Annotated in this window: 13 protein-coding genes and 3 pseudogenes; 4 read left to right on the top strand and 12 right to left on the bottom strand. The window is 40.7% G+C overall.

All coding sequences use genetic code 11. From position 1 onward, the window contains the following. Nucleotides 1-223: 223 nt before the first annotated feature. The 8 genes and pseudogenes from EUBHAL_RS05390 to EUBHAL_RS17195 all read right to left on the bottom strand — a co-directional run. Nucleotides 224-1,075, bottom strand: a complete 852-nt coding sequence (locus tag EUBHAL_RS05390; RefSeq protein ID WP_005346048.1) for a histidinol-phosphatase HisJ family protein — start codon at nucleotides 1,073-1,075, stop codon at nucleotides 224-226. Nucleotides 1,076-1,084: 9 nt separating this feature from the next. Continuing rightward, nucleotides 1,085-1,903 carry a tRNA (adenine(22)-N(1))-methyltransferase gene (locus EUBHAL_RS05385; protein WP_005346045.1) on the bottom strand — a complete coding sequence of 273 codons (819 nt, stop codon included), beginning with the start codon at nucleotides 1,901-1,903 and terminating at the stop codon, nucleotides 1,085-1,087. 244 nt (nucleotides 1,904-2,147) lie between these two features. Continuing rightward, complete coding sequence (gene rpoD / locus EUBHAL_RS05380; RefSeq protein ID WP_044922148.1) at nucleotides 2,148-3,305, bottom strand: RNA polymerase sigma factor RpoD; 1,158 nt, start codon at nucleotides 3,303-3,305, stop codon at nucleotides 2,148-2,150. 137 nt (nucleotides 3,306-3,442) lie between these two features. Next, nucleotides 3,443-3,727 (bottom strand): hypothetical protein, encoded by a 285-nt coding sequence (locus EUBHAL_RS16140; protein ID WP_005346041.1) that lies wholly within the window; start codon nucleotides 3,725-3,727, stop codon nucleotides 3,443-3,445. Then, nucleotides 3,709-5,217, bottom strand: a complete 1,509-nt coding sequence (dnaG, locus tag EUBHAL_RS05375; RefSeq protein WP_005346039.1) for a DNA primase — start codon at nucleotides 5,215-5,217, stop codon at nucleotides 3,709-3,711. The genes EUBHAL_RS16140 and dnaG overlap by 19 nt, the downstream gene beginning before the upstream one ends. A 273-nt stretch (nucleotides 5,218-5,490) precedes the next feature. Continuing rightward, nucleotides 5,491-6,258 (bottom strand): sigma-70 family RNA polymerase sigma factor, encoded by a 768-nt coding sequence (locus EUBHAL_RS05370; RefSeq protein WP_044922137.1) that lies wholly within the window; start codon nucleotides 6,256-6,258, stop codon nucleotides 5,491-5,493. Nucleotides 6,259-6,262: 4 nt separating this feature from the next. After that, nucleotides 6,263-7,270: a Gfo/Idh/MocA family protein gene (locus tag EUBHAL_RS17200; RefSeq protein ID WP_242648746.1), complete on the bottom strand. Its 1,008-nt coding sequence runs from the start codon at nucleotides 7,268-7,270 to the stop codon at nucleotides 6,263-6,265. Between the two features lie 99 nt (nucleotides 7,271-7,369). Next, nucleotides 7,370-8,005, bottom strand: a pseudogene (locus tag EUBHAL_RS17195) (HAD family hydrolase); the annotation flags it as partial. A gap of 151 nt (nucleotides 8,006-8,156) precedes the next feature. On the opposite strand from EUBHAL_RS17195, the gene EUBHAL_RS05360 reads away from it, so the two are divergent. Continuing rightward, nucleotides 8,157-9,467 (top strand): HlyC/CorC family transporter, encoded by a 1,311-nt coding sequence (locus EUBHAL_RS05360; RefSeq protein ID WP_044922134.1) that lies wholly within the window; start codon nucleotides 8,157-8,159, stop codon nucleotides 9,465-9,467. A gap of 1 nt (nucleotide 9,468) precedes the next feature. Here EUBHAL_RS05360 and EUBHAL_RS16745 read toward each other — a convergent pair. After that, nucleotides 9,469-9,585: pseudogene (locus tag EUBHAL_RS16745) on the bottom strand (DUF6783 domain-containing protein). Between EUBHAL_RS16745 and EUBHAL_RS16740 the strand changes: the two are divergent. Continuing rightward, nucleotides 9,553-9,657 (top strand): annotated as a pseudogene (locus tag EUBHAL_RS16740) (DUF6783 domain-containing protein); the annotation flags it as partial. The pseudogenes EUBHAL_RS16745 and EUBHAL_RS16740 sit on opposite strands and share 33 nt — an antisense overlap. A gap of 103 nt (nucleotides 9,658-9,760) precedes the next feature. Further along, on the top strand, nucleotides 9,761-12,835 hold the full coding sequence (locus EUBHAL_RS05355) for a 5-methylcytosine-specific restriction endonuclease subunit McrB (protein ID WP_005346030.1): 3,075 nt from the start codon (nucleotides 9,761-9,763) through the stop codon (nucleotides 12,833-12,835). Between the two features lie 667 nt (nucleotides 12,836-13,502). On the opposite strand, the gene EUBHAL_RS16475 is transcribed toward EUBHAL_RS05355, so the two are convergent. From EUBHAL_RS16475 to EUBHAL_RS14720, 3 genes are all read right to left on the bottom strand, one after another. Next, nucleotides 13,503-14,180, bottom strand: a complete 678-nt coding sequence (locus EUBHAL_RS16475; RefSeq protein WP_005346029.1) for a C40 family peptidase — start codon at nucleotides 14,178-14,180, stop codon at nucleotides 13,503-13,505. Nucleotides 14,181-14,386: 206 nt separating this feature from the next. Beyond that, nucleotides 14,387-15,520: a toxic anion resistance protein gene (locus EUBHAL_RS05345; RefSeq protein ID WP_005346026.1), complete on the bottom strand. Its 1,134-nt coding sequence runs from the start codon at nucleotides 15,518-15,520 to the stop codon at nucleotides 14,387-14,389. 146 nt (nucleotides 15,521-15,666) lie between these two features. After that, a complete protein-coding gene (locus EUBHAL_RS14720; RefSeq protein WP_049940631.1) occupies nucleotides 15,667-17,055 on the bottom strand; it encodes a 5-bromo-4-chloroindolyl phosphate hydrolysis family protein in 1,389 nt (462 codons plus the stop codon). Between the two features lie 128 nt (nucleotides 17,056-17,183). Between EUBHAL_RS14720 and EUBHAL_RS05330 the strand changes: the two genes are divergently transcribed. Continuing rightward, nucleotides 17,184-17,753 carry an N-acetylmuramoyl-L-alanine amidase family protein gene (locus EUBHAL_RS05330; RefSeq protein WP_044922129.1) on the top strand — a complete coding sequence of 190 codons (570 nt, stop codon included), beginning with the start codon at nucleotides 17,184-17,186 and terminating at the stop codon, nucleotides 17,751-17,753. Nucleotides 17,754-17,867: the final 114 nt, after the last annotated feature.

Genomic DNA, 17,867 nt, shown 5'->3' with positions numbered 1-17,867 from the left:
CCCCAAATCACTCCAACATGAAATAGTAATTCCATCTCCAGCAAAAACACAGCACCCAAAGAGAGCAGGTAGCCTATATTTGTGGCCTTAGAACGAGGATTGAATGCGAGCCCGGAGGCGAACATTCAACCCGCAGTGATAGAGTCACAAATATAGGCTACCTGCTCTCTTTGGGTGCGTCTTCTTGCCTACGGCAATTATTATTTCACTGGCAAATTCCTATTTAAAGCTCATGAAATATCGGTTGCATCTTCTCAAATGTACAAAACTGTGTATACCCCAGTTTGCGAAGTTCCTCCTTCGCCCAATCAATATACGCCCCAAGATGCTCCTTCTTATGACTGTCACTTCCGATTGTAATAATTGTACCGCCAAGTTCTTTATAAAGCTTTAATATATCTCTTGATGGTGTCATATCCGAAAGGCCATATCTATGATTTGAAGTATTTACTTCAATTCCTTTTCCATCTGCAATAACCGTCTTTAAAATCTCTGTGAGAAGTGGTTTTAATTTTTCAAACGGATACACACCGTAACTATCATAACGCACAATCAAATCCATATGTCCTAACACACTATAGTTGTGATAATTCTGTACAACGGAAAGTAATTCTTTATAGTAGCCCTCGTTGTACTCCTGCTGTGTGCGTCCACTTTGATATTCATTTGTCCAAAATTCCTGGTCTCCTGCCTGATGAATGGACAAAATGATGAAGTCAAATGGATAACTGCGAAATAACTTCTCATACTCTGGAATAGTATGTGTCTGCACCCCAAACTCTAATCCTGCTTTTATTGCAATTTTCTCTCTATATTTTTCACGCATTTTCTCTATCATAGAAAAATATTTTTTATAATCTACATTGGTAAGGGCAACTTGCTCTGGCTCCCCTTCATCTCCTGGACGATACTGGATTCCTCTTGGATCATCCCAGTCGCGGTATGGACCATAGTCTACATGGTCGGTAAAACATATATCCTTGATACCTAATGAGATGGCATCTTTTACTACTTCCTCCATCGGGTAAATGGAGTCATTGCTGAATTCTGTATGTACATGGTAATCTGCTAACATATTTCTCCTTTATCCAATCGCTTTTCTCATATCCCTTATCTCTTTTTGGATTTCCTGATATCTTCGCTGTCTTTTCGCAATATTTCCCCTCTCTTTTCCTGAAAGTTCTTCTGATTCTATCTCTTTTATGGACTGTTTCAGCTCTGCTGCTATACTTTCTTTTTTGGTGATTTCTTTTTCGAGGTATTCTTTTAATACTGGATTTTTCGTTTCAATCAGATATTTTCCATACTGTTCATAAATACTTTCCATATCTTTCTCTGAAACTGCCTGATTCACTTGTGTGTCTGATATTTCTTTTATATATTCGTGAATGGAAGGCTGCTGGTGTTTCAGTCGTTGTGGCTGTGTCCACGCTGGTTCCGCTTTAATGATTACATAGTATTTACCATCTTCTTTTAAGAACCATTCTTTTTCAATCTGATAGCGATATTCTTTTAAGAGCCGGCGGATCTTGAACCATTCGGATTGTGGCTGCAAAATAAACTCTTTTCCCTCTATTAAAAATTCTGGTTTGGCTTTTAATATTTTACAGATTAAATCTCCGCCCATGCCTGCGATGATTACGGTATCTGTTTCTCCTGGCTCTAATGGTGCAAGTCCATTTCCAAGACGGGTAGCTATTTTCCCGCCAAGTTTTTCTTCCCTGATATGTTCCTGTGCTTTTTCGAGTGGGCCTTTATTCACATCCATTGCAATACCGGCTGGTGAAAGATTATTTTTCACCAGATAAATCGGGACATATCCATGGTCAGTTCCAACATCTGCCACACGATTTCCCTTTGTTACTGCTTCTGCCACTGTTTTTAATCGTATTGAAAGTTCCATTTACTTCTGTAATTCCTCCTAAATTATACTATGTACCGGCGAAAATACGACTCATAAAAAATAGCACCCCAAAAAATTTCTCTCCCCACTGATACTGATTTGTTGCTCGCTGCCTACAGATATGGGAGTCATCTCACATCTGATATATACGAACAAATGCTTCTATTGGAGAACCATCACTTGGTCTGCTATTTTTTATTATTCTCTTCCTATATCATTCTTCTAAATGTCATTTCTCCAAAGATTACTCTTCCAAAAAATCTCTTAGTTTCCTGCTTCTTGTCGGATGCCGAAGCTTTCTCAAGGCCTTCGCTTCTATCTGACGAATGCGTTCTCTGGTTACCTGAAATTCTCGTCCGACTTCCTCAAGTGTATGCGGTTTGCCGTCCTCTAAGCCAAAACGGAGTGCAAGTACTTTCTGCTCTCTCTCGGATAAAGTATCCATCACCTTTTCAAGCTGTTCTCGGAGTAATGTATGCGCTGCCTCATCAGCAGGAACAGGAATGTGCTCATCCTGAATAAAGTCTCCAAGATGGCTGTCCTCTTCCTCGCCAATTGGGGTTTCTAAGGAAACAGGTTCCTGTGATATTTTCGAAATCTCAAGCACACGCTCCACAGGCAGGTTCATTGCCTCCGCTATTTCTTCTGGAGTCGGCTCTCTGCCGTATTCCTGCAACAGTCTTCTGCTTGTACGATTCACCCGGTTCATAGTTTCTACCATATGGACTGGAATCCGTATGGTTCTTGCCTGATCAGCAATCGCGCGGGTAATAGATTGACGAATCCACCAGGTAGCATAGGTAGAAAATTTATACCCTTTTCTGTAGTCAAACTTTTCTACCGCTTTGATCAGTCCAAGATTGCCTTCCTGAATCAAATCAAGAAACTGCATCCCCCTGCCGGAATACCGCTTGGCAATACTTACCGTAAGTCGAAGATTGGCTTCAGAAAGCTTCTTTTTTGCCTCCTCATCTCCCTCCTCCATACGTTTGGCCAGCTCTATCTCTTCTTCAGAACTTAATAATGGAATCCTGCCTATTTCTTTTAAATACATACGAACAGGATCTTCGGCATTACCTCTTTCTGTAAATGAGTTCTCCGATTCTTCTGCTGTTTTTTCATAGCCTTTTTCAATTTCTGCAGTTACCTGTACATTTCCAATCCTATCTGGCTTTTGAAAAACATCCATATCGTTTAAAGAATCGATTTCTCCCACATCATCTTCTATATCATCCGCATTAATATCGGGCATAGTCAGTACATCGATTTTTTGCTCTTCCAGATAAGCAATAATACGCTCAAGCTGTGCCTGCGTCAGAGGACTGTTCTGAAAGACATCTCTTATCTCCTGAAGTTCTACCACGTTCTTCTGCTTCTTTGCTCTCTCAAGCAGACAATTCATCTGGCTGCCAAAAATCTGTTCTTTCCTGCCCAAAATACACCCTCCAAATCTTACATACTCCAGGGGTCTGCTTTTTTGATTATACAAAATATAGCAAATCCCAGCGTACATTATTCCTGCTCTTAGTTTTACCAGCTTTATACTCGGTTTATACTAAATTTCTGCATTTTATTTTTCAGGGATAAAAGTTCCTGCCAGCGCATAATATCACTGGTATGAACCATCTCATCCTCAATGCTTGCAAGTTTCACTTTGCGCACTACATCTGAAAGCGCTTTATCTTCATCTTCGGAGGAAAGTCCGTATTTTAAATGTGTATTAAAGATTGCCGCAATTTCTTTTTGTTCTTCTGCATCGGTAAATCGACTTAAAATTGCTGCCGGATTTATTTTCTCTTCTTTATCTAATTGTTCAAAAAGCATAATCGCCACCGAATGGTACAGCGGCTCAATGAAGTCATCTGCCCCGATATACGGCCGGATATATTGATACATATCAGGATGTTCCACAAGCCAGGTAAGAAGAAGTCTCTGTGGCTGGTTTTTCGTATTTTTTTCTTTTCCTGCCGCCGCTCTTCTGTTTCCGGTGCCGTCTTATACTGCTCATTCACCTGCTCATACTGATAGCCTAATCCATAACGGTTCACAAGGTTTTCAAGGTCATTCTTCCTTATCATAAAACGGTTAGCCGCTGATGTAAGATAGGTCTGCCGTTCTAACGGTTCCTCAATCTGTGCTAACTTTTTCGCCACTTCATGAAGAAACTCTGTCCGGCTTTCCGGGTCCTGCTGATTATACTGTCCATAAAGGACAAGCAACTCAAACATTCTTCCAGATTCTGCTTCATCAATCCTCTTCTGGTAGCTTTCTGCTCCCTCTGCCTTAATCAGCTCGTCCGGATCTTTATATGGCTTCATGGATAACACCCGGCCCCTCAGACCATTCTGCCGCAAAATTGGCAGGGCCCGAAGTGCCGCCTTTATTCCAGCTCCGTCACTGTCAAACGACAAAATAACTTCATTCGTGTACCGCTTTAAAAGCATCGCCTGATTCGGTGTAAATGCCGTTCCCAGCGGAGCAACTGCATTGGTGAATCCTGCCTGATGTAACGAGATGACATCCATGTAGCCCTCACACAAAATAATCGCATTACTTCGCGATCTCTTTGCATAATTTAATCCATATAGATTTCTTCCCTTATCAAACAAAATAGTCTCTCTGGAATTTAGATACTTTGGTTCTCCATCTCCCATCACACGGCCGCCAAAACCGATTACTCTCTGGTTCATATCCATAATCGGGAAAATAACACGGTTAAAAAACTTATCATAATTTCCCTTTACTGTATCAATATTTACAAGAGAGGATTCCTTCATCTGGTAATCCGTAAATCCCTTTGACCTTAAATACTGATATAAATCATCCCGGTAAATGTCTGCATATCCAAGTCCGAAATGATTAATCGTTTCATCGCTCAGCCCACGATTCTTAAGATAAGAAAGCGCCTGTGTTCCTCTCTCACTCTTTAAAAGATAATGGAAATATATTGCCGCTTCCTTATTCATATCTCTAAGTGTCACTCTGGCATCCGCCTGCTGTCTTTCCTCTGCCGTCTGTTCCCTTTCTGGAAGTTCTACTCCGGCCCTCTGTGCCAGATTTTGCAATGCCTCCACAAAGGAGAGCCGGTTATATTCCATAAGAAATGTATAGACATTTCCGCCCTGTCCGCAGCCAAAGCAATAATACATTTGCTTGTCCCGGCTGACAGAAAATGATGGGCTCTTTTCATTGTGGAACGGGCAAAGCCCTACATAGTTCGAACCTCGCTTTTTTAACGAAACATAAGAGGAAATCACATCGACTATATCATTTTTTTCTCTGACCTCATCAATCAGTTCTTCTTCATATCTCATCTTTTTCCTCTTTATCTAAAACAATTTTGTTCCTGTTAGTTACATTATATGTTGACAATTCAAAATTATTATACAATTTTGTAACTATTCAGAACGAATTCGCATGTTTATCGAAAATCTGCAGGATTCTGAATAGTTCAAGAATGCCCCGGTATTCTTGCTACGAGATGCGCGTCATGCAATGCATGACATACTTATTCTGTCATTCTACACGTTTTTGAATAGATACAAATTTATTTTGAAAATTCTACACAATTCCAAATAATTGTGAGCCTACTTATCCTGATTCAAAACCGCAATTGCATCAAGAGATACTTTCATAAGCTCTCTTACTTCTTCCTCCGTAATTCCCATACGTTCTGCGATTTCTGACGGTTTTGCCTCTCTTTCATACTCTTTTGCAAATGCCGTCGCAATATCATTCATTTCATTCACACGGTTTGCCATCTTTACTGCGGAACGAGTGGAAGAATTATATTCTTCTAATGTCTCCTCTAAATGTTTGCGAATCATTTTCTCAGAAAATGCATGGAAATCTTTATCGATATCCGGCTCAAATTCATTCACAGCAACCATCAGCCCAATATTGCCCTCCTGAATTAAGTCACTTAAGAGAAGTCCCCTTCCCTCGTATTCTTTGGCAATCTCTACTGCGCGGGAAAGATTCGCTTCAATCAGCAGGTTTCTTGCCGTATCATCACCGCTGACAAGCTTTCTTGCAATTACTCTTTCCTGTTCCCCAGATAATGAATTCGCTTTTTCCATCTCTTTTAAGTAAAAAGCTACAATCTCTGCATCCATCGGATCTTCTTTATTCGGAATCTCCTCGTCCCCGATTTCTTCCTCAAATCTTTGCACACGATTCGTAATATAAATGTGGTGGGATTCAAAATAATTACATATAAAATCAAGCTGTTTTTCCTCTAACTTCATGTCAGAAAAATAAGAATTGATTTCTTCCATAGATAACTGATTGCCGTTTGTCTCTCCAAGACGTTCTAATTCCTGAATTGCCTGTAAAAATTCTGTCTGACCTGCCATGACTTTACTCCTCCTCTTTTGCGGTCTTTTTTTGTTTTTTCTTTTCCTGTGATTTCTCATCCGCTGGAAATACGATATGAAGCTGTCTTCTCGCCTCATCTAAAACTTTCATGGTCTCTAAAGTAATCTCTCGTGATTTCTCCCATCCCATGCCCGTTTTTATCATTTTAATAAATTCCTGTGTCTCATAATTTAAAATATTATCAGACTGTTCAAAATGAATGGACTGTACCACTCCTTTTCTCACGATGCGTAAATCTTTGATATTCTCAATTTCCTGCACAAGCATGGAAGCATCTTCTCCCTGAATCTGACTTGGCATCGCTGAATCTGTAATCTTAGAATAAATGGCCTCTCCAATCATATCCGGATATTCCATAAGAATTGTTCCTGCCCCATCCACACCATTGGAAAGCTTGATTCCTGATGCCTTGATGGAAACTGGTGCACCGAAAAGCCGAATCATGCAGGCCACCACATACACACCGATATCCATTAATGCTCCATTTGATAATTCCGGTTTAAATGCATTCTCAATAATTCCTCTCTTATAATTATCATAACGGGAAGAATACTGACAATACTGTAAGGTTGCTCTTCGAATCTTACCAAGCGATTCCATATACGGAAGCATCTTCTCAAAGCTTGGCGCATAAATAGAACGCATTCCCTCTAAAAGTATCAGATTCTGCTTCTCAGCTTCCGAAAACATTTCCTCCGCTTCTTTTAAATTCGAAGCCATCGGTTTCTCACACAAAACATGCTTGCCTGCTTTTAGCAATGTCATAACCTGGTCGTGATGACAGCAGTTCGGGCTTGCCACATAAACCGCATCAATACAGTCACTGTTTGCAAATGCCTCTAAATCATCAAAATATTGCAGCCTGCCTTTCTGAAAACCAAACTCTCTCGCTCTCTCTAATGTTCTTGAATACACCGCTGTAAGTTCAAAATCTTTTCCATAGCGGTTTGCCTGCCAGAACTTCTGTGCAATCTTCCCTGTTCCAATCATTCCAAATCGAATCATTTTTGTTTCCTTTCCTTCTCCTCCTGTCCGTCCTTTTAAACGGTCATACCAGGTAAGATTATCCGGGTTTTCTCCCTGTTTTCTAAGATATTCTTCTAACAACTTCACATCTTTTATGATATGATCTGCTCCGGCTTTTGATAATTCTTCCTCTGACCCGTAACCGTAAAGTACACCGACAGATTCTAAGCCACAAAGCTTTGCCCCCTCAATATCATGCTTTCTGTCCCCAATCATGATGGCATCTTGGGGCTTAATCTCACAGGTCTCTAATATGTAACCAATGACTTCTGCCTTTCTTTTTCGTGTGCCGTCTAATTCGCTTCCCCCGACAAAGGAAAAATAATCGCTAAGGCCAAAATGTTCTAATATCTGCTTTGCAAATACAGCTGGCTTTGAAGTAGCTACAATTAATGTAAATCCCGCTTCTACAAGCCGACTTAACATTTCTGGAATTCCCGGATATACCTCATTCTCAAAGATTCCCTTTGGTGCAAAATACTCTCTGTAATATTCCACTGCCTTCCCGGCATCTTCTTTAGAAAGTCCATAAAACTCCTGAAAAGAATCATCAAGCGGCGGCCCTATAAATGGAATCAGATCTTTTAAGTACTTTACATGAATCCCGAACTTTTCCAGAGCATACTGAACGGAGGAGGTAATGCCCACCATCGGATCGGTCAATGTCCCATCCAGATCAAATAAAAGATATTGCTTCAATATATTCCCTCTCCCTTCTTCATTATTACCTGTCTCTAATTATAAAAGAAAACCGCATAAAACACAAACATATTTTTACACCATGATTGACAATACAACCTTTATAAAATATAATAATACAAATATATTTTTTTTAAAAGGAGATGATGTTTTGGACCCCAGTTCCATACGCCAAATTGTGATTCTGTTAATATTGTTACTGCTTTCTGCTTTCTTTTCTTCCGCAGAGACAGCCCTTACTACGGTAAATAAGCACCGGATGCGTGCCCTTGCAAATCAGGGCAATAAAAAAGCCGCCAGAGTGCTTGCTCTGATAGAGAAGCCAGAAAAGATGTTAAGTGCCATATTAATCGGTAACAACATTGTAAACCTTTCGGCTTCTTCTCTGACCACCACATTGGCAATGAGCCTTGCATCACAGGCAGGTCTTGGAAAGAACACCAGCACTTTTGTTGGTCTTGCAACAGGTATTCTTACTCTTCTTATCTTAATTTTTGGTGAGATTACCCCAAAAACAATCGCTACTATGAAGAACGAGAGCATGGCTCTTCTGTATTCTGGAATAATTTATACGATTACAACCGTACTTACTCCTGTCATCTATGTAGTGAATCTTTTCAGTGGTCTTTTATGCCGTTTATTCGGGATTAAACCAGGAAGCGGACAGGCTATAACAGAATTAGAGCTTCGAACGATTGTTGATGTCAGTCAGGAGAGCGGCGTAATTGAAAAAGAAGAAAAAGAGCTTATAAATAATGTATTCGATTTCGGTGATTCTGTCGCAAAGGACATTATGCTTCCACGTATTGATGTCTCTTTTGCTTCCGTTGATATGTCCTATGATGAGCTGGTCGAGATTTTCTTAGAAGAACAGTACTCAAGACTCCCTGTTTACGAGGAGAGTAAGGACAATGTTATCGGGATTCTTAATTTAAAGGATTTATTCTTTTACCGGGAGACACACCGCAATGAAGCATTTGACATATACAAGGTACTGAGAGAACCATTTTTTACTTATGAATATCAGAAAACCTCCACTTTAATGGAGGAGATGCGCAATAACTCTATCAGTTTTGCCATCGTTCTTGACGAGTACGGTTCTACCGCAGGACTTGTTACTTTAGAGGATCTTATTGAAGAGATCGTCGGTGATATCAAAGATGAATTTGACGAGTCCGAAACAGATGCGATTCGTTGTATCGGCACCGATGAATATGAGATAGAGGGAAGCACCAAGCTTGACGATCTAAATGATGTCCTTGGTACAGAAATTGAATCCGAAGACTATGATTCAATCGGCGGACATATGATTGAGCTTCTCGACCATCTTCCAAAAGAAGGTGAAACAGTAAAGGAAGGCAATTACCTCTATTCGATAAAAAAAATGGATAAAAACCGGGTGGAAATTGTTTATTTAAAGATTGAACGGCACACTTCTGAAGCGAAGCCAGCAGAGATGTAAGCTATTTGCCACCTCTAGAGCGTGTTTGAAAAATCATTCCCGCAATCTGCACGCCCCAATTTGCGGGAGATTTTGCCTTCATTCAGTTGATGTAGCCCGCTACGCCGCCCTCATTCAGGCTAAATCTCCCACAAATTGTAACGTACATCTTACAGAAAGCATTTTTCAAACACGCTCTAGATCCGAATAATTTCCAGAGGGATTTATTCGGATCTTCTTTTTATAAGGGTTCAAGCTAATTATTTTAATTATTACATTTTCTATAGAAAATAAGATAAGAAAGGACAACAACTATGATTACGGACAAACAAAGACAGCGTGATTATGAGTATGAGGCGGATTACCAGTCCAAAAGCCGCTACACAACAGAACAGTGGACAAATATTTTAAATTCCGGCCAGCTTGACGAAAAAAATATCTCCCTGCTCAAACAGATTTATTCTTCCTTTAACCATGCTGCAACACTTCTTCAGCTTTCTTTTGAGAGCGGACGCACACAGGAAGACATTTTATCGCAGTTAAATTCTGCCGGTCAGCTTCTTGGCGAGGCAAACAGCATGAACCCGGAAGTTGATTACGAGGGTAATGAATACTGGTGGTATCTTTTCTTCTGGGGAAAAAATACCGATGCAAAAACACTCGAATTAAAAATGCATCCAGAACTGACAGAAGCAATCGGTACATTATATCCTGAATTAGAAGAATCCTATTATGCTTTTATGAGTGATGTGGAACGAAGCCTCCAGACTCGTTACAGCCAGGAAGATGCCGTATGGATTGCCGCCGCTGTCCTTCTTTACGAAAAATATTACTGCAACCCGGGAATCAGTTCTGATGATATTCTCCTAATGCAATATGAGGTGCAGACCCGCTCCCAGAAAGTATATGGGCAGGATGTTAATGCTAACACCATCACACAGATCTGTAACGCTGATGAGCGTGGTCACCGTTTTAATTATTTAAGAGATATTTACAAATATTATCGTGTATCTTTTCCTGGGGAATTTGAGGGAGAACGAGAGCGCCCAGACCCGGAAGAAGTGGATTATGATGCATATGTCTACTCTATTCTCGGTTACATGAAGCTTTCTAAACTTACCGACTTTATTGAGCATGAGTATGCGCACCTTGTCGATGAATCTTATGTGGAACTTACAAATGCCAATGGATTCGTCCGCATGGCAGCCTATTTATCAAGACAGGGCGGCACTCCATTTTCTCTGGATGATACTTCCGATAAGGCACTTTCCCTCCGTGCCGATGGCGAAGATGCTTCCGAAACATTTCACAAAATAAGTGAGGCACTTTTAAAAGAATATCCGAACTTTACTTATGCCGCAAAAGGAGACTGGTATGTCCCAGAATCCAGCACTGTTACCGGCGTTCTTCAGGACATTTTGTATATCCCGTCCTATGCCGGACATAACGCTTTCATCGGTATCCGCACCGTATTAGATGAGGATAAATTAAATATCGAAGTTTCTCTGAACCTTCCTTGCGTTTCTGACGAGGAAGTCATGCTCGATATTCACGACAAATGCAATATGCTCACCCTGATGACGGCAGCACCATTTCAGGTGACTCTCGTGCCTTCTGAAAGTTCTGACTTATCTCCATCCGGTGATAAAATAAAGGCATTTGTCCTCTATCATTATGATGACTTTAAAACAATGTCAGAAGAAGATATCGTAGGACTGTTTTCTACTTCTTTAGAAATCTTTGCTTCCTATTATACAGATATTTGCCAGAACTATTATCCTGCGATAGAAGATGACGGAAACGTTGAAATTGGAACTGAAACTGGAGATAGCAGTGAAACAGGAACTGACTCTGTCACCAATCCTCTGGCGGCAGCACTCGGCTCTAAATTAACTTACCGTCCTGCTGCTGATGTACAAGGCCCACAGATTATTTATAAAGAGGGCGGCACACCAGCGTCCACTGATTTTATCACAAAAGCCATTCAAGGTTATGGAACAACACCAGCCTCTGATGAGAGAACTTATGAAAATGAAACAGCTTCAAACATCTCTGCAGACAGCACCTCTGCTGGCGATGAAGAATTTTCTTCTTTTGTAAATAAAGCAGCTTTAGAGGGGGATGACGAAGAAATCCCAGCAAGAAAAACCGGAAACTATTCTGGCAGAAACACTTCTATTACCGGAGCAGGTTCTTCTGCTGGCAGTAACCGAACTTCCGGCTCTGGTTCGATGAATTCAGCCTCTGCTGGCTTCTCCGGCAATAGCTCTTTTGCTTCTGATGCTGCCTCTTCAGCCGCAGCGGTCGGGGCTGCCACAGGAGCAGGCAGCGGCACTCCTGTTACAGCAAATGTTTCCATTACCCCGGATTCCGTATGGCCTTATCCTGACAATGCCATCGCTTCCACCCATCCAGACCGTAAAGAGCAGAACTTCCGCCTCTATCCAAAAAACACCCTAATCAAAGGTCCGGTAAAGACAGGAAAGTTCCATCAGGCAATTATGACTGCTGTCGGTATTATTGAGGGTAAGGACTCCAATATGATGAATATTGAACCCGTACCTGATGTATTAGAGCATTACCAGCAGTATGTTGATGAAGGACGAATCCTTCATATCTCTTACCCTGACATCAACAGTGACGGCTACGACGGTTTTATCGAGAGAAAACGCGGTCCATTCATCGAGGATGGCATTTTCAAACAATTTGCCAATAAATGCGCCGACGGGCGCTATGTTGTTATGATGGAAGAAGTCGATTTAAACTGGATGCACCTTTTCAGAGAAACTGCCGTTCTTTTACGCGAGAACCGCCGTGAAGGCACCAGTAGCGAAACAGCCATAACGCTTCCTTTTTCTAAAGAAAAGTTTCGGTTGCCTTCGAACCTTTACATCGTTGCTACCTGCGATTCCATCGTCTGTGAAGACACTATTTTAGGAGCAATTGACCACGATTTCTTCATCCGTCCCGTATCTCCAGAACCGGAAATCCTACATGGTATGCGCGTAGAAGGAATCTCCCTGCAGCGTCTTATGACAACCATCAATATGCGTCTCTCCTACTTTTTAGGTGCAGACTACCAGCTTGGCGAGGGATTCTTCCTGCAATCCCCTGACAAAGACAGCTTTATCTCTCTTTGCCGGGTATTTAGAGAACAGCTTGTCCCACTCCTTGAAAAATGGTTTGACGGCGATATCGAACGTATCCGCTATGTCTTAGGCGATAATGGAAAATCCCGTCCGGATACGATTTTCTTTCAGGAAATTCCATTCAGAGACGGACTGTTCAAAGGAGAATTGCCGGATTCCTTTGATAAGGAGAGACGGATTTATCGCTGTAATGAAGATGCTTTTTACAATCCGAAGAGTTATATCGACATTTATGATTAAATTCTGATTTGCCGCAGGCAAGGTAGACGCCCCCCGAAAGAGACAATAGCCTATATTTGTGACTCTATCACTGTGGGTTGAATGTTCGCTTCCATGCTCACATTCAATCCTCGCTCTAAGGCCACAAATATAGGCTATTGTCTCTTTCGGGGGGCTGTCTTTGGCTGTAGAAGCAAAATCAGAATTAATCTTAAAGGATTTGGGGATTCTCCAATAGATTGTGCTTTCCCGTAAAATGAGATATTAAAAATTGGCATATAAACTATAGTTACAATTTTGTAAAATCTGGAGTAAACAGCCGCCATAAAAGTTTTTGTGCCGGATTTCTCAGAAAAAATTGAAAAAGAAGTGGCTATTCTAAGCTTGAATTTTGCGACTTTGCGCTGTGGAATTCTGACTGTAACCTTGCGAGCTCGTTTTCGATGCCTTAGCAGGTCGAAAGAAGCTCCAGTGGAGGTTCCTTCGAGCCAAGGTTGTCCTATCAGGCAGAATGGAACGTTTAGCGCAACGGAACAAAATCAAGCTTAGAATAGCCACTTCTTTTTGAAGTTATCTAGGAAAATCCGGCACAAGATATCTTCTATAGCGGCGTCTCCTTTGCTACGCAAATCGCAAAAACCCCGAAAGATTATTTATCTTTCGGGGTTCGTCTTTTTTATGTACTTAATTAAAAAATTCTACGAATTGTCACGATAGAACGATATGCAGCACCTTTCGTAATCTTGATGCCATCTCTTGGATTACTAGCATGGATTACTCTGTTGTTGCCCATGTAAATTGCTACATGACCGCTGTAACAAATAATGTCACCAGGTTTTGCTTTGCTTAAGCTTCTTACTCTTCTTCCAACGTTTCTCTGTGCATAAGAAGAATGAGGAAGTGACTTACCAAAATGTCTATATACACTCATAACAAATCCTGAGCAGTCAGCTCCATGAGTAAGGCTTGTTCCACCCCATCTGTAAGGATTTCCAAGGAATCTCTTCGCATAGTTTACAACACTCTGACCTTTGCTCATTGTAGTTGCAGAAGCGGTTGCTCCATTAGCGATTGTGATATATTTACCCTGTGTATAACCAACCTTACCTTTTACTTTTACCGCAACCCACTTAGAGTTGTTAGAAAGGAGTGTTACTTTTGCTCCTCTTTTTAAAGTAGTAATCTTCTTTGCTTTCGTACTCTTTCTTGTACGGATGTTTAAAATACTAGAGTTTACTTTACCTTTTGTTACTAATTTTGCAGCCTCTACCTGTGCTACATTATTTACCCCTGACACAGGAGCTATATTAAAAAGAAAGACTGCGGTAAGTAAACCGGCTGCCACACGTTTCATTCTATTCAGCATATTTCATTCCTCCACAAATTCATAATCGAACATTTATCTAACTGAGGCTCATTATAACTGTTGAATGTGTCCAAAATGTGACTTTTGCAATATTTTTTAATAAAACCGTAATATCCAACAATAAAACGATAAGATTTTTTCTAAAATATAAGCACATTTTTGCTTATCTGTAAACAAATCATGACCTTTCAGCCACAATTAAAACACTATTTACTCTGGGAAAGCAGTTTTTGTTTTAACTCATCTTCAAGTTCTACCAGCTTGCCCTCGGCTTCTCTTCTCTTTTCCCGGCCTTCCTGCTGAATCTTCATCACTTCATCAATAGTGCTCATAAGGCTCTCATTTGTTGCCACGAGAGTTTCCATATCAATAATTCCCCTCTCGCTTTCCTTTGCAGTTTCAATAGTTGCTGTTTTTAACTTCTCTGCATTTTTCTTAAGAAGGTCATTCGTAAGATCCGTAACCTTTCTCTGCGCTTCTGCCGCTTCTCTTGAATGTTCTACACCGAGTGCGATAATCATCTGGCTCTTCCATAAAGGAATCGTATTTACAAGAGTAGACTGAATCTTCTCAGACATTGTAATGTCACTAGCCTGTACCATACGAATCTGTGGAGCCATCTGTAAAGATACCATTCTTGTAAGCTCCAAATCATGAATCTTCTTTTCAAAACGATTACAAAGTGCCTCTCTGTCATTAACTTCCTGCACATCTTCCTGGCTTCCCGTTTCCTGCGCTTTTTTTCGAAGTGCCGGAAGAACCTCATTGGTTTCTTTCTCAAGCTTTTTCTTTCCCGCAAGAATGTACATTGTAAGCTCACGGAAATATACTTTATTTAAATCATAAAGCTGATCAAGCATAGCGCTATCCTTTAAAAGCTGTACCTGATGTCCCTCTAACTTCTCACAGATCTGGTCGATGCTTCCCTCCGCTTTACTATAGCGGAGTTTCAATGTCTGCGCTTTTGATGCCTTTTTCTTAAAGAAACCGACAATACCTTTTTCTTCTTCCTCATCAAATCCTTTCAGTTCCACGACAACCCCATTTAACAGATCACCGATTTCTCCCAAATCTTTAGAACGTACTTTTTCCAGTGTTCCTTCTGAAAAATCAGACATCTTTTTCTGTGTTCCCGCACCATACTGTAAAATGGATGTGGAATCTTCTAGCTGAATCTGTTCTACAAACGCATCCACCTGTTTCTTTTCTTCTTCTGTCAAATACTGTTCTTCTTCATAAACTTTCGGCTCTGCTTTTTTCTCCTCTGCTGGAAGTTCCGGTGCCGCTTCTGGTGTCAAAGTAAGGGATGGGCCTTCTTTTAATAATTCTTCAATATCCATATCTTCATTCTCCTTATATAGTGTTTATTTGCTATTTCCTCTGCTACTTTTTTAGATTCTTTCAAGAATGCCTCGGCATTCTTGCTGCGAGATGCGCATCATGCAATGCATGACATACTTCTTCTCCAACACTGCTGCTTAAAATTTTATAACTTCAACATCGGCTCTTTCTGGTCTGCATGTATCCCGTCTTCAGTCAAACCATCCTGCTTCAACATAACCTCTAATACCTGAATATCTGAAGAGATATCCATGGCTACATTCTGAAACATCTCATCAAATAATTTTTCAAGAGCCTGATTCATCGTATCTAAGGAATCTTCTATCTCTTTTTTTGTTTTCCTGATATTCTCTCCCTGAACCGGCTGTTTCTCCACATCTTCATATACTTTAAGAAGTTTTAATACAGATGGAAAATAATATTTAAACAGCCTGTCCGTCTGCGAAATACTTTCTGGATGCTCCGATGCACATACAAAAATACGGGCGGTAAGCGTTTCCATCTGCTCAATCTTCCTGCGCATCTCATCAGACACAATCTCTTTCTTAAGCTCTGCGAGCTGCTCTAAATACTCCTGCCCATCTTTTTTTATTCGATGGATTTCTCTTTGCTCAAATGGAGCAGCCTTTAGTGCCTCTTCTGCCTCTCTTGCCTTCACTTCTTCCTGCTCTCGCTGTCTTTTTGCAACCATAGCACTTGCATATTGCTGCTTTGACTCATCCGTAAGCATAAGACACGTTTCTCCCGCATCAAGTTCCGCTCCGATAATCAATTCTCTATCTGTAAGGAAATGAATATCTTTTAAAATTTTCTTCCTATCCCATCCTACTCTGCTCTCAAGATCCTCTATCATAACATAGGGCTTTCCTGTCCAAATACTTGCATATTTTCTTATTCTTCTTGCTCTTTTACTGTTAAAAATACCTCTTCCAAGTAAAAATGCACTGACAATAGTAAATGGAATCATAACTGCCACGGATGTAATTGCTGCACCTATGGGAAATGCCACTGCCCCCAGGAATGCTCCAAGACCAATGCCTGCGCCACCAAAAGCGCCAAGTCCGGCAGCCCCTACTGCAATTTCAGCCGGTCCACTGTAAAGCCCCGGATTCTTCTTAAGCTTTCCGGCAATGACCTTTCTTCCATGTCCGACATTCACATATGCCTGGCTGCTTTGATATCCCCTTGCCTTATCAATCTGTTTTGCGGCCTCCTCTTTTGCTTTATCCACCTGTCTGGCGGCTTCTTCTTTCGCACGTTCAATTTGCTTTGCTGCCTCTGTCTTGGCCTTATCTACCTGTTTCATTGTTTCTTCTCTGGCAACATCAATTGTCTTTTGAATATTATGACTCAATTCTGCAAAATCCATAGATTCGGTAGATTCCTGTATCATGGAAAAAATCTTATCTCCCCAGTTTATACCATCTGCCTTGCCATTATCATTCTTGTCTTCAGAGGATTTTCTGTATCTTTCCCCCTGATTCCCGTGATTTTCACTATCTGAAAAATCAAATCTATCTTCCTGATTACTCATATACATACTCCTACCTTATATTTCTCTTACTATATCACAGATTTTATCGTTTTTATAGCGTAGAATTTCTTACAAAGGAATTTTCCATCTAATTTATGAATATACTAAAAGAAAAACGAGGAAATCACTTGGCAATCAAAATTTATATTGATCAGGGACATAACCCGGAGGGAATTAATGCAGGAGCAGAAGGTTTTGGAATACGAGAGCAGGATGTCACTTATCAAGTGGGACGTTTTCTCTATGACATTCTATCAGAAGATGACCGATTTGAGGCCCGCCTCTCACGCCCTACGCCACAGACCACCTTAGGATACAGCAATACAAGCAGCTTGAGGGAACGTGTGACGCAGGCAAATAACTGGCCAGCAGATTATTTTATCAGTATTCATGCAAATGCCAGCGAAAATCCTGACATAAATGGAACAGAAGCTTACGTCTCTTCCACAGATTCCGCAGCTTGGTATCTGGCTCAAAATATTGTCACAGAAATCGTGCGTCGCACCAGTACAAAATATAATGGTGTATTTTCCAGACCTTCTCTCTACGTCTTAAAAAATACGAAAATGCCTGCTGTTCTCGTGGAACTTGGGTATATTACGAACTATGAAGACAATCAGCGAATGATTAATGAACCTTATCAGTTCGCATATGGAATTTATGTGGGACTTCTCAATTATCTGGGATTAAAACAATAAAATAGCAATTTCATCCCCAGCCCCAAAAAAACAGCTGCCAAAGAAAGAAGAGCCCCTATATCTGTGACCTTAGTGGAGGATTGAATGTAAGCCATTTAGCGAATATTCAACCTA

This window comes from Anaerobutyricum hallii DSM 3353 (genome assembly GCF_000173975.1).
Lineage (GTDB): Bacteria > Bacillota > Clostridia > Lachnospirales > Lachnospiraceae > Anaerobutyricum > Anaerobutyricum hallii.
Note: the sequence above shows the minus strand (reverse complement) of the source record. Positions and strands in the feature narration are given on the sequence as shown.

What these genes read in the sequence shown, in the direction of transcription:
- EUBHAL_RS05390 (WP_005346048.1), bottom strand. Translation starts at nt 1,075, where the DNA reads ATGTTAGCAGATTACCATGTACATACAGAATTCAGCAATGACTCCATT.
- EUBHAL_RS05385 (WP_005346045.1), bottom strand. Translation starts at nt 1,903, where the DNA reads ATGGAACTTTCAATACGATTAAAAACAGTGGCAGAAGCAGTAACAAAG.
- rpoD (WP_044922148.1), bottom strand. Translation starts at nt 3,305, where the DNA reads ATGAATTGTCTGCTTGAGAGAGCAAAGAAGCAGAAGAACGTGGTAGAA.
- EUBHAL_RS16140 (WP_005346041.1), bottom strand. Translation starts at nt 3,727, where the DNA reads ATGCTTTTTGAACAATTAGATAAAGAAGAGAAAATAAATCCGGCAGCA.
- dnaG (WP_005346039.1), bottom strand. Translation starts at nt 5,217, where the DNA reads ATGAGATATGAAGAAGAACTGATTGATGAGGTCAGAGAAAAAAATGAT.
- EUBHAL_RS05370 (WP_044922137.1), bottom strand. Translation starts at nt 6,258, where the DNA reads ATGGCAGGTCAGACAGAATTTTTACAGGCAATTCAGGAATTAGAACGT.
- EUBHAL_RS17200 (WP_242648746.1), bottom strand. Translation starts at nt 7,270, where the DNA reads ATGATTGGAACAGGGAAGATTGCACAGAAGTTCTGGCAGGCAAACCGC.
- EUBHAL_RS05355 (WP_005346030.1), top strand. Translation starts at nt 9,761, where the DNA reads ATGATTACGGACAAACAAAGACAGCGTGATTATGAGTATGAGGCGGAT.
- EUBHAL_RS16475 (WP_005346029.1), bottom strand. Translation starts at nt 14,180, where the DNA reads ATGCTGAATAGAATGAAACGTGTGGCAGCCGGTTTACTTACCGCAGTC.
- EUBHAL_RS05345 (WP_005346026.1), bottom strand. Translation starts at nt 15,520, where the DNA reads ATGGATATTGAAGAATTATTAAAAGAAGGCCCATCCCTTACTTTGACA.
- EUBHAL_RS14720 (WP_049940631.1), bottom strand. Translation starts at nt 17,055, where the DNA reads ATGAGTAATCAGGAAGATAGATTTGATTTTTCAGATAGTGAAAATCAC.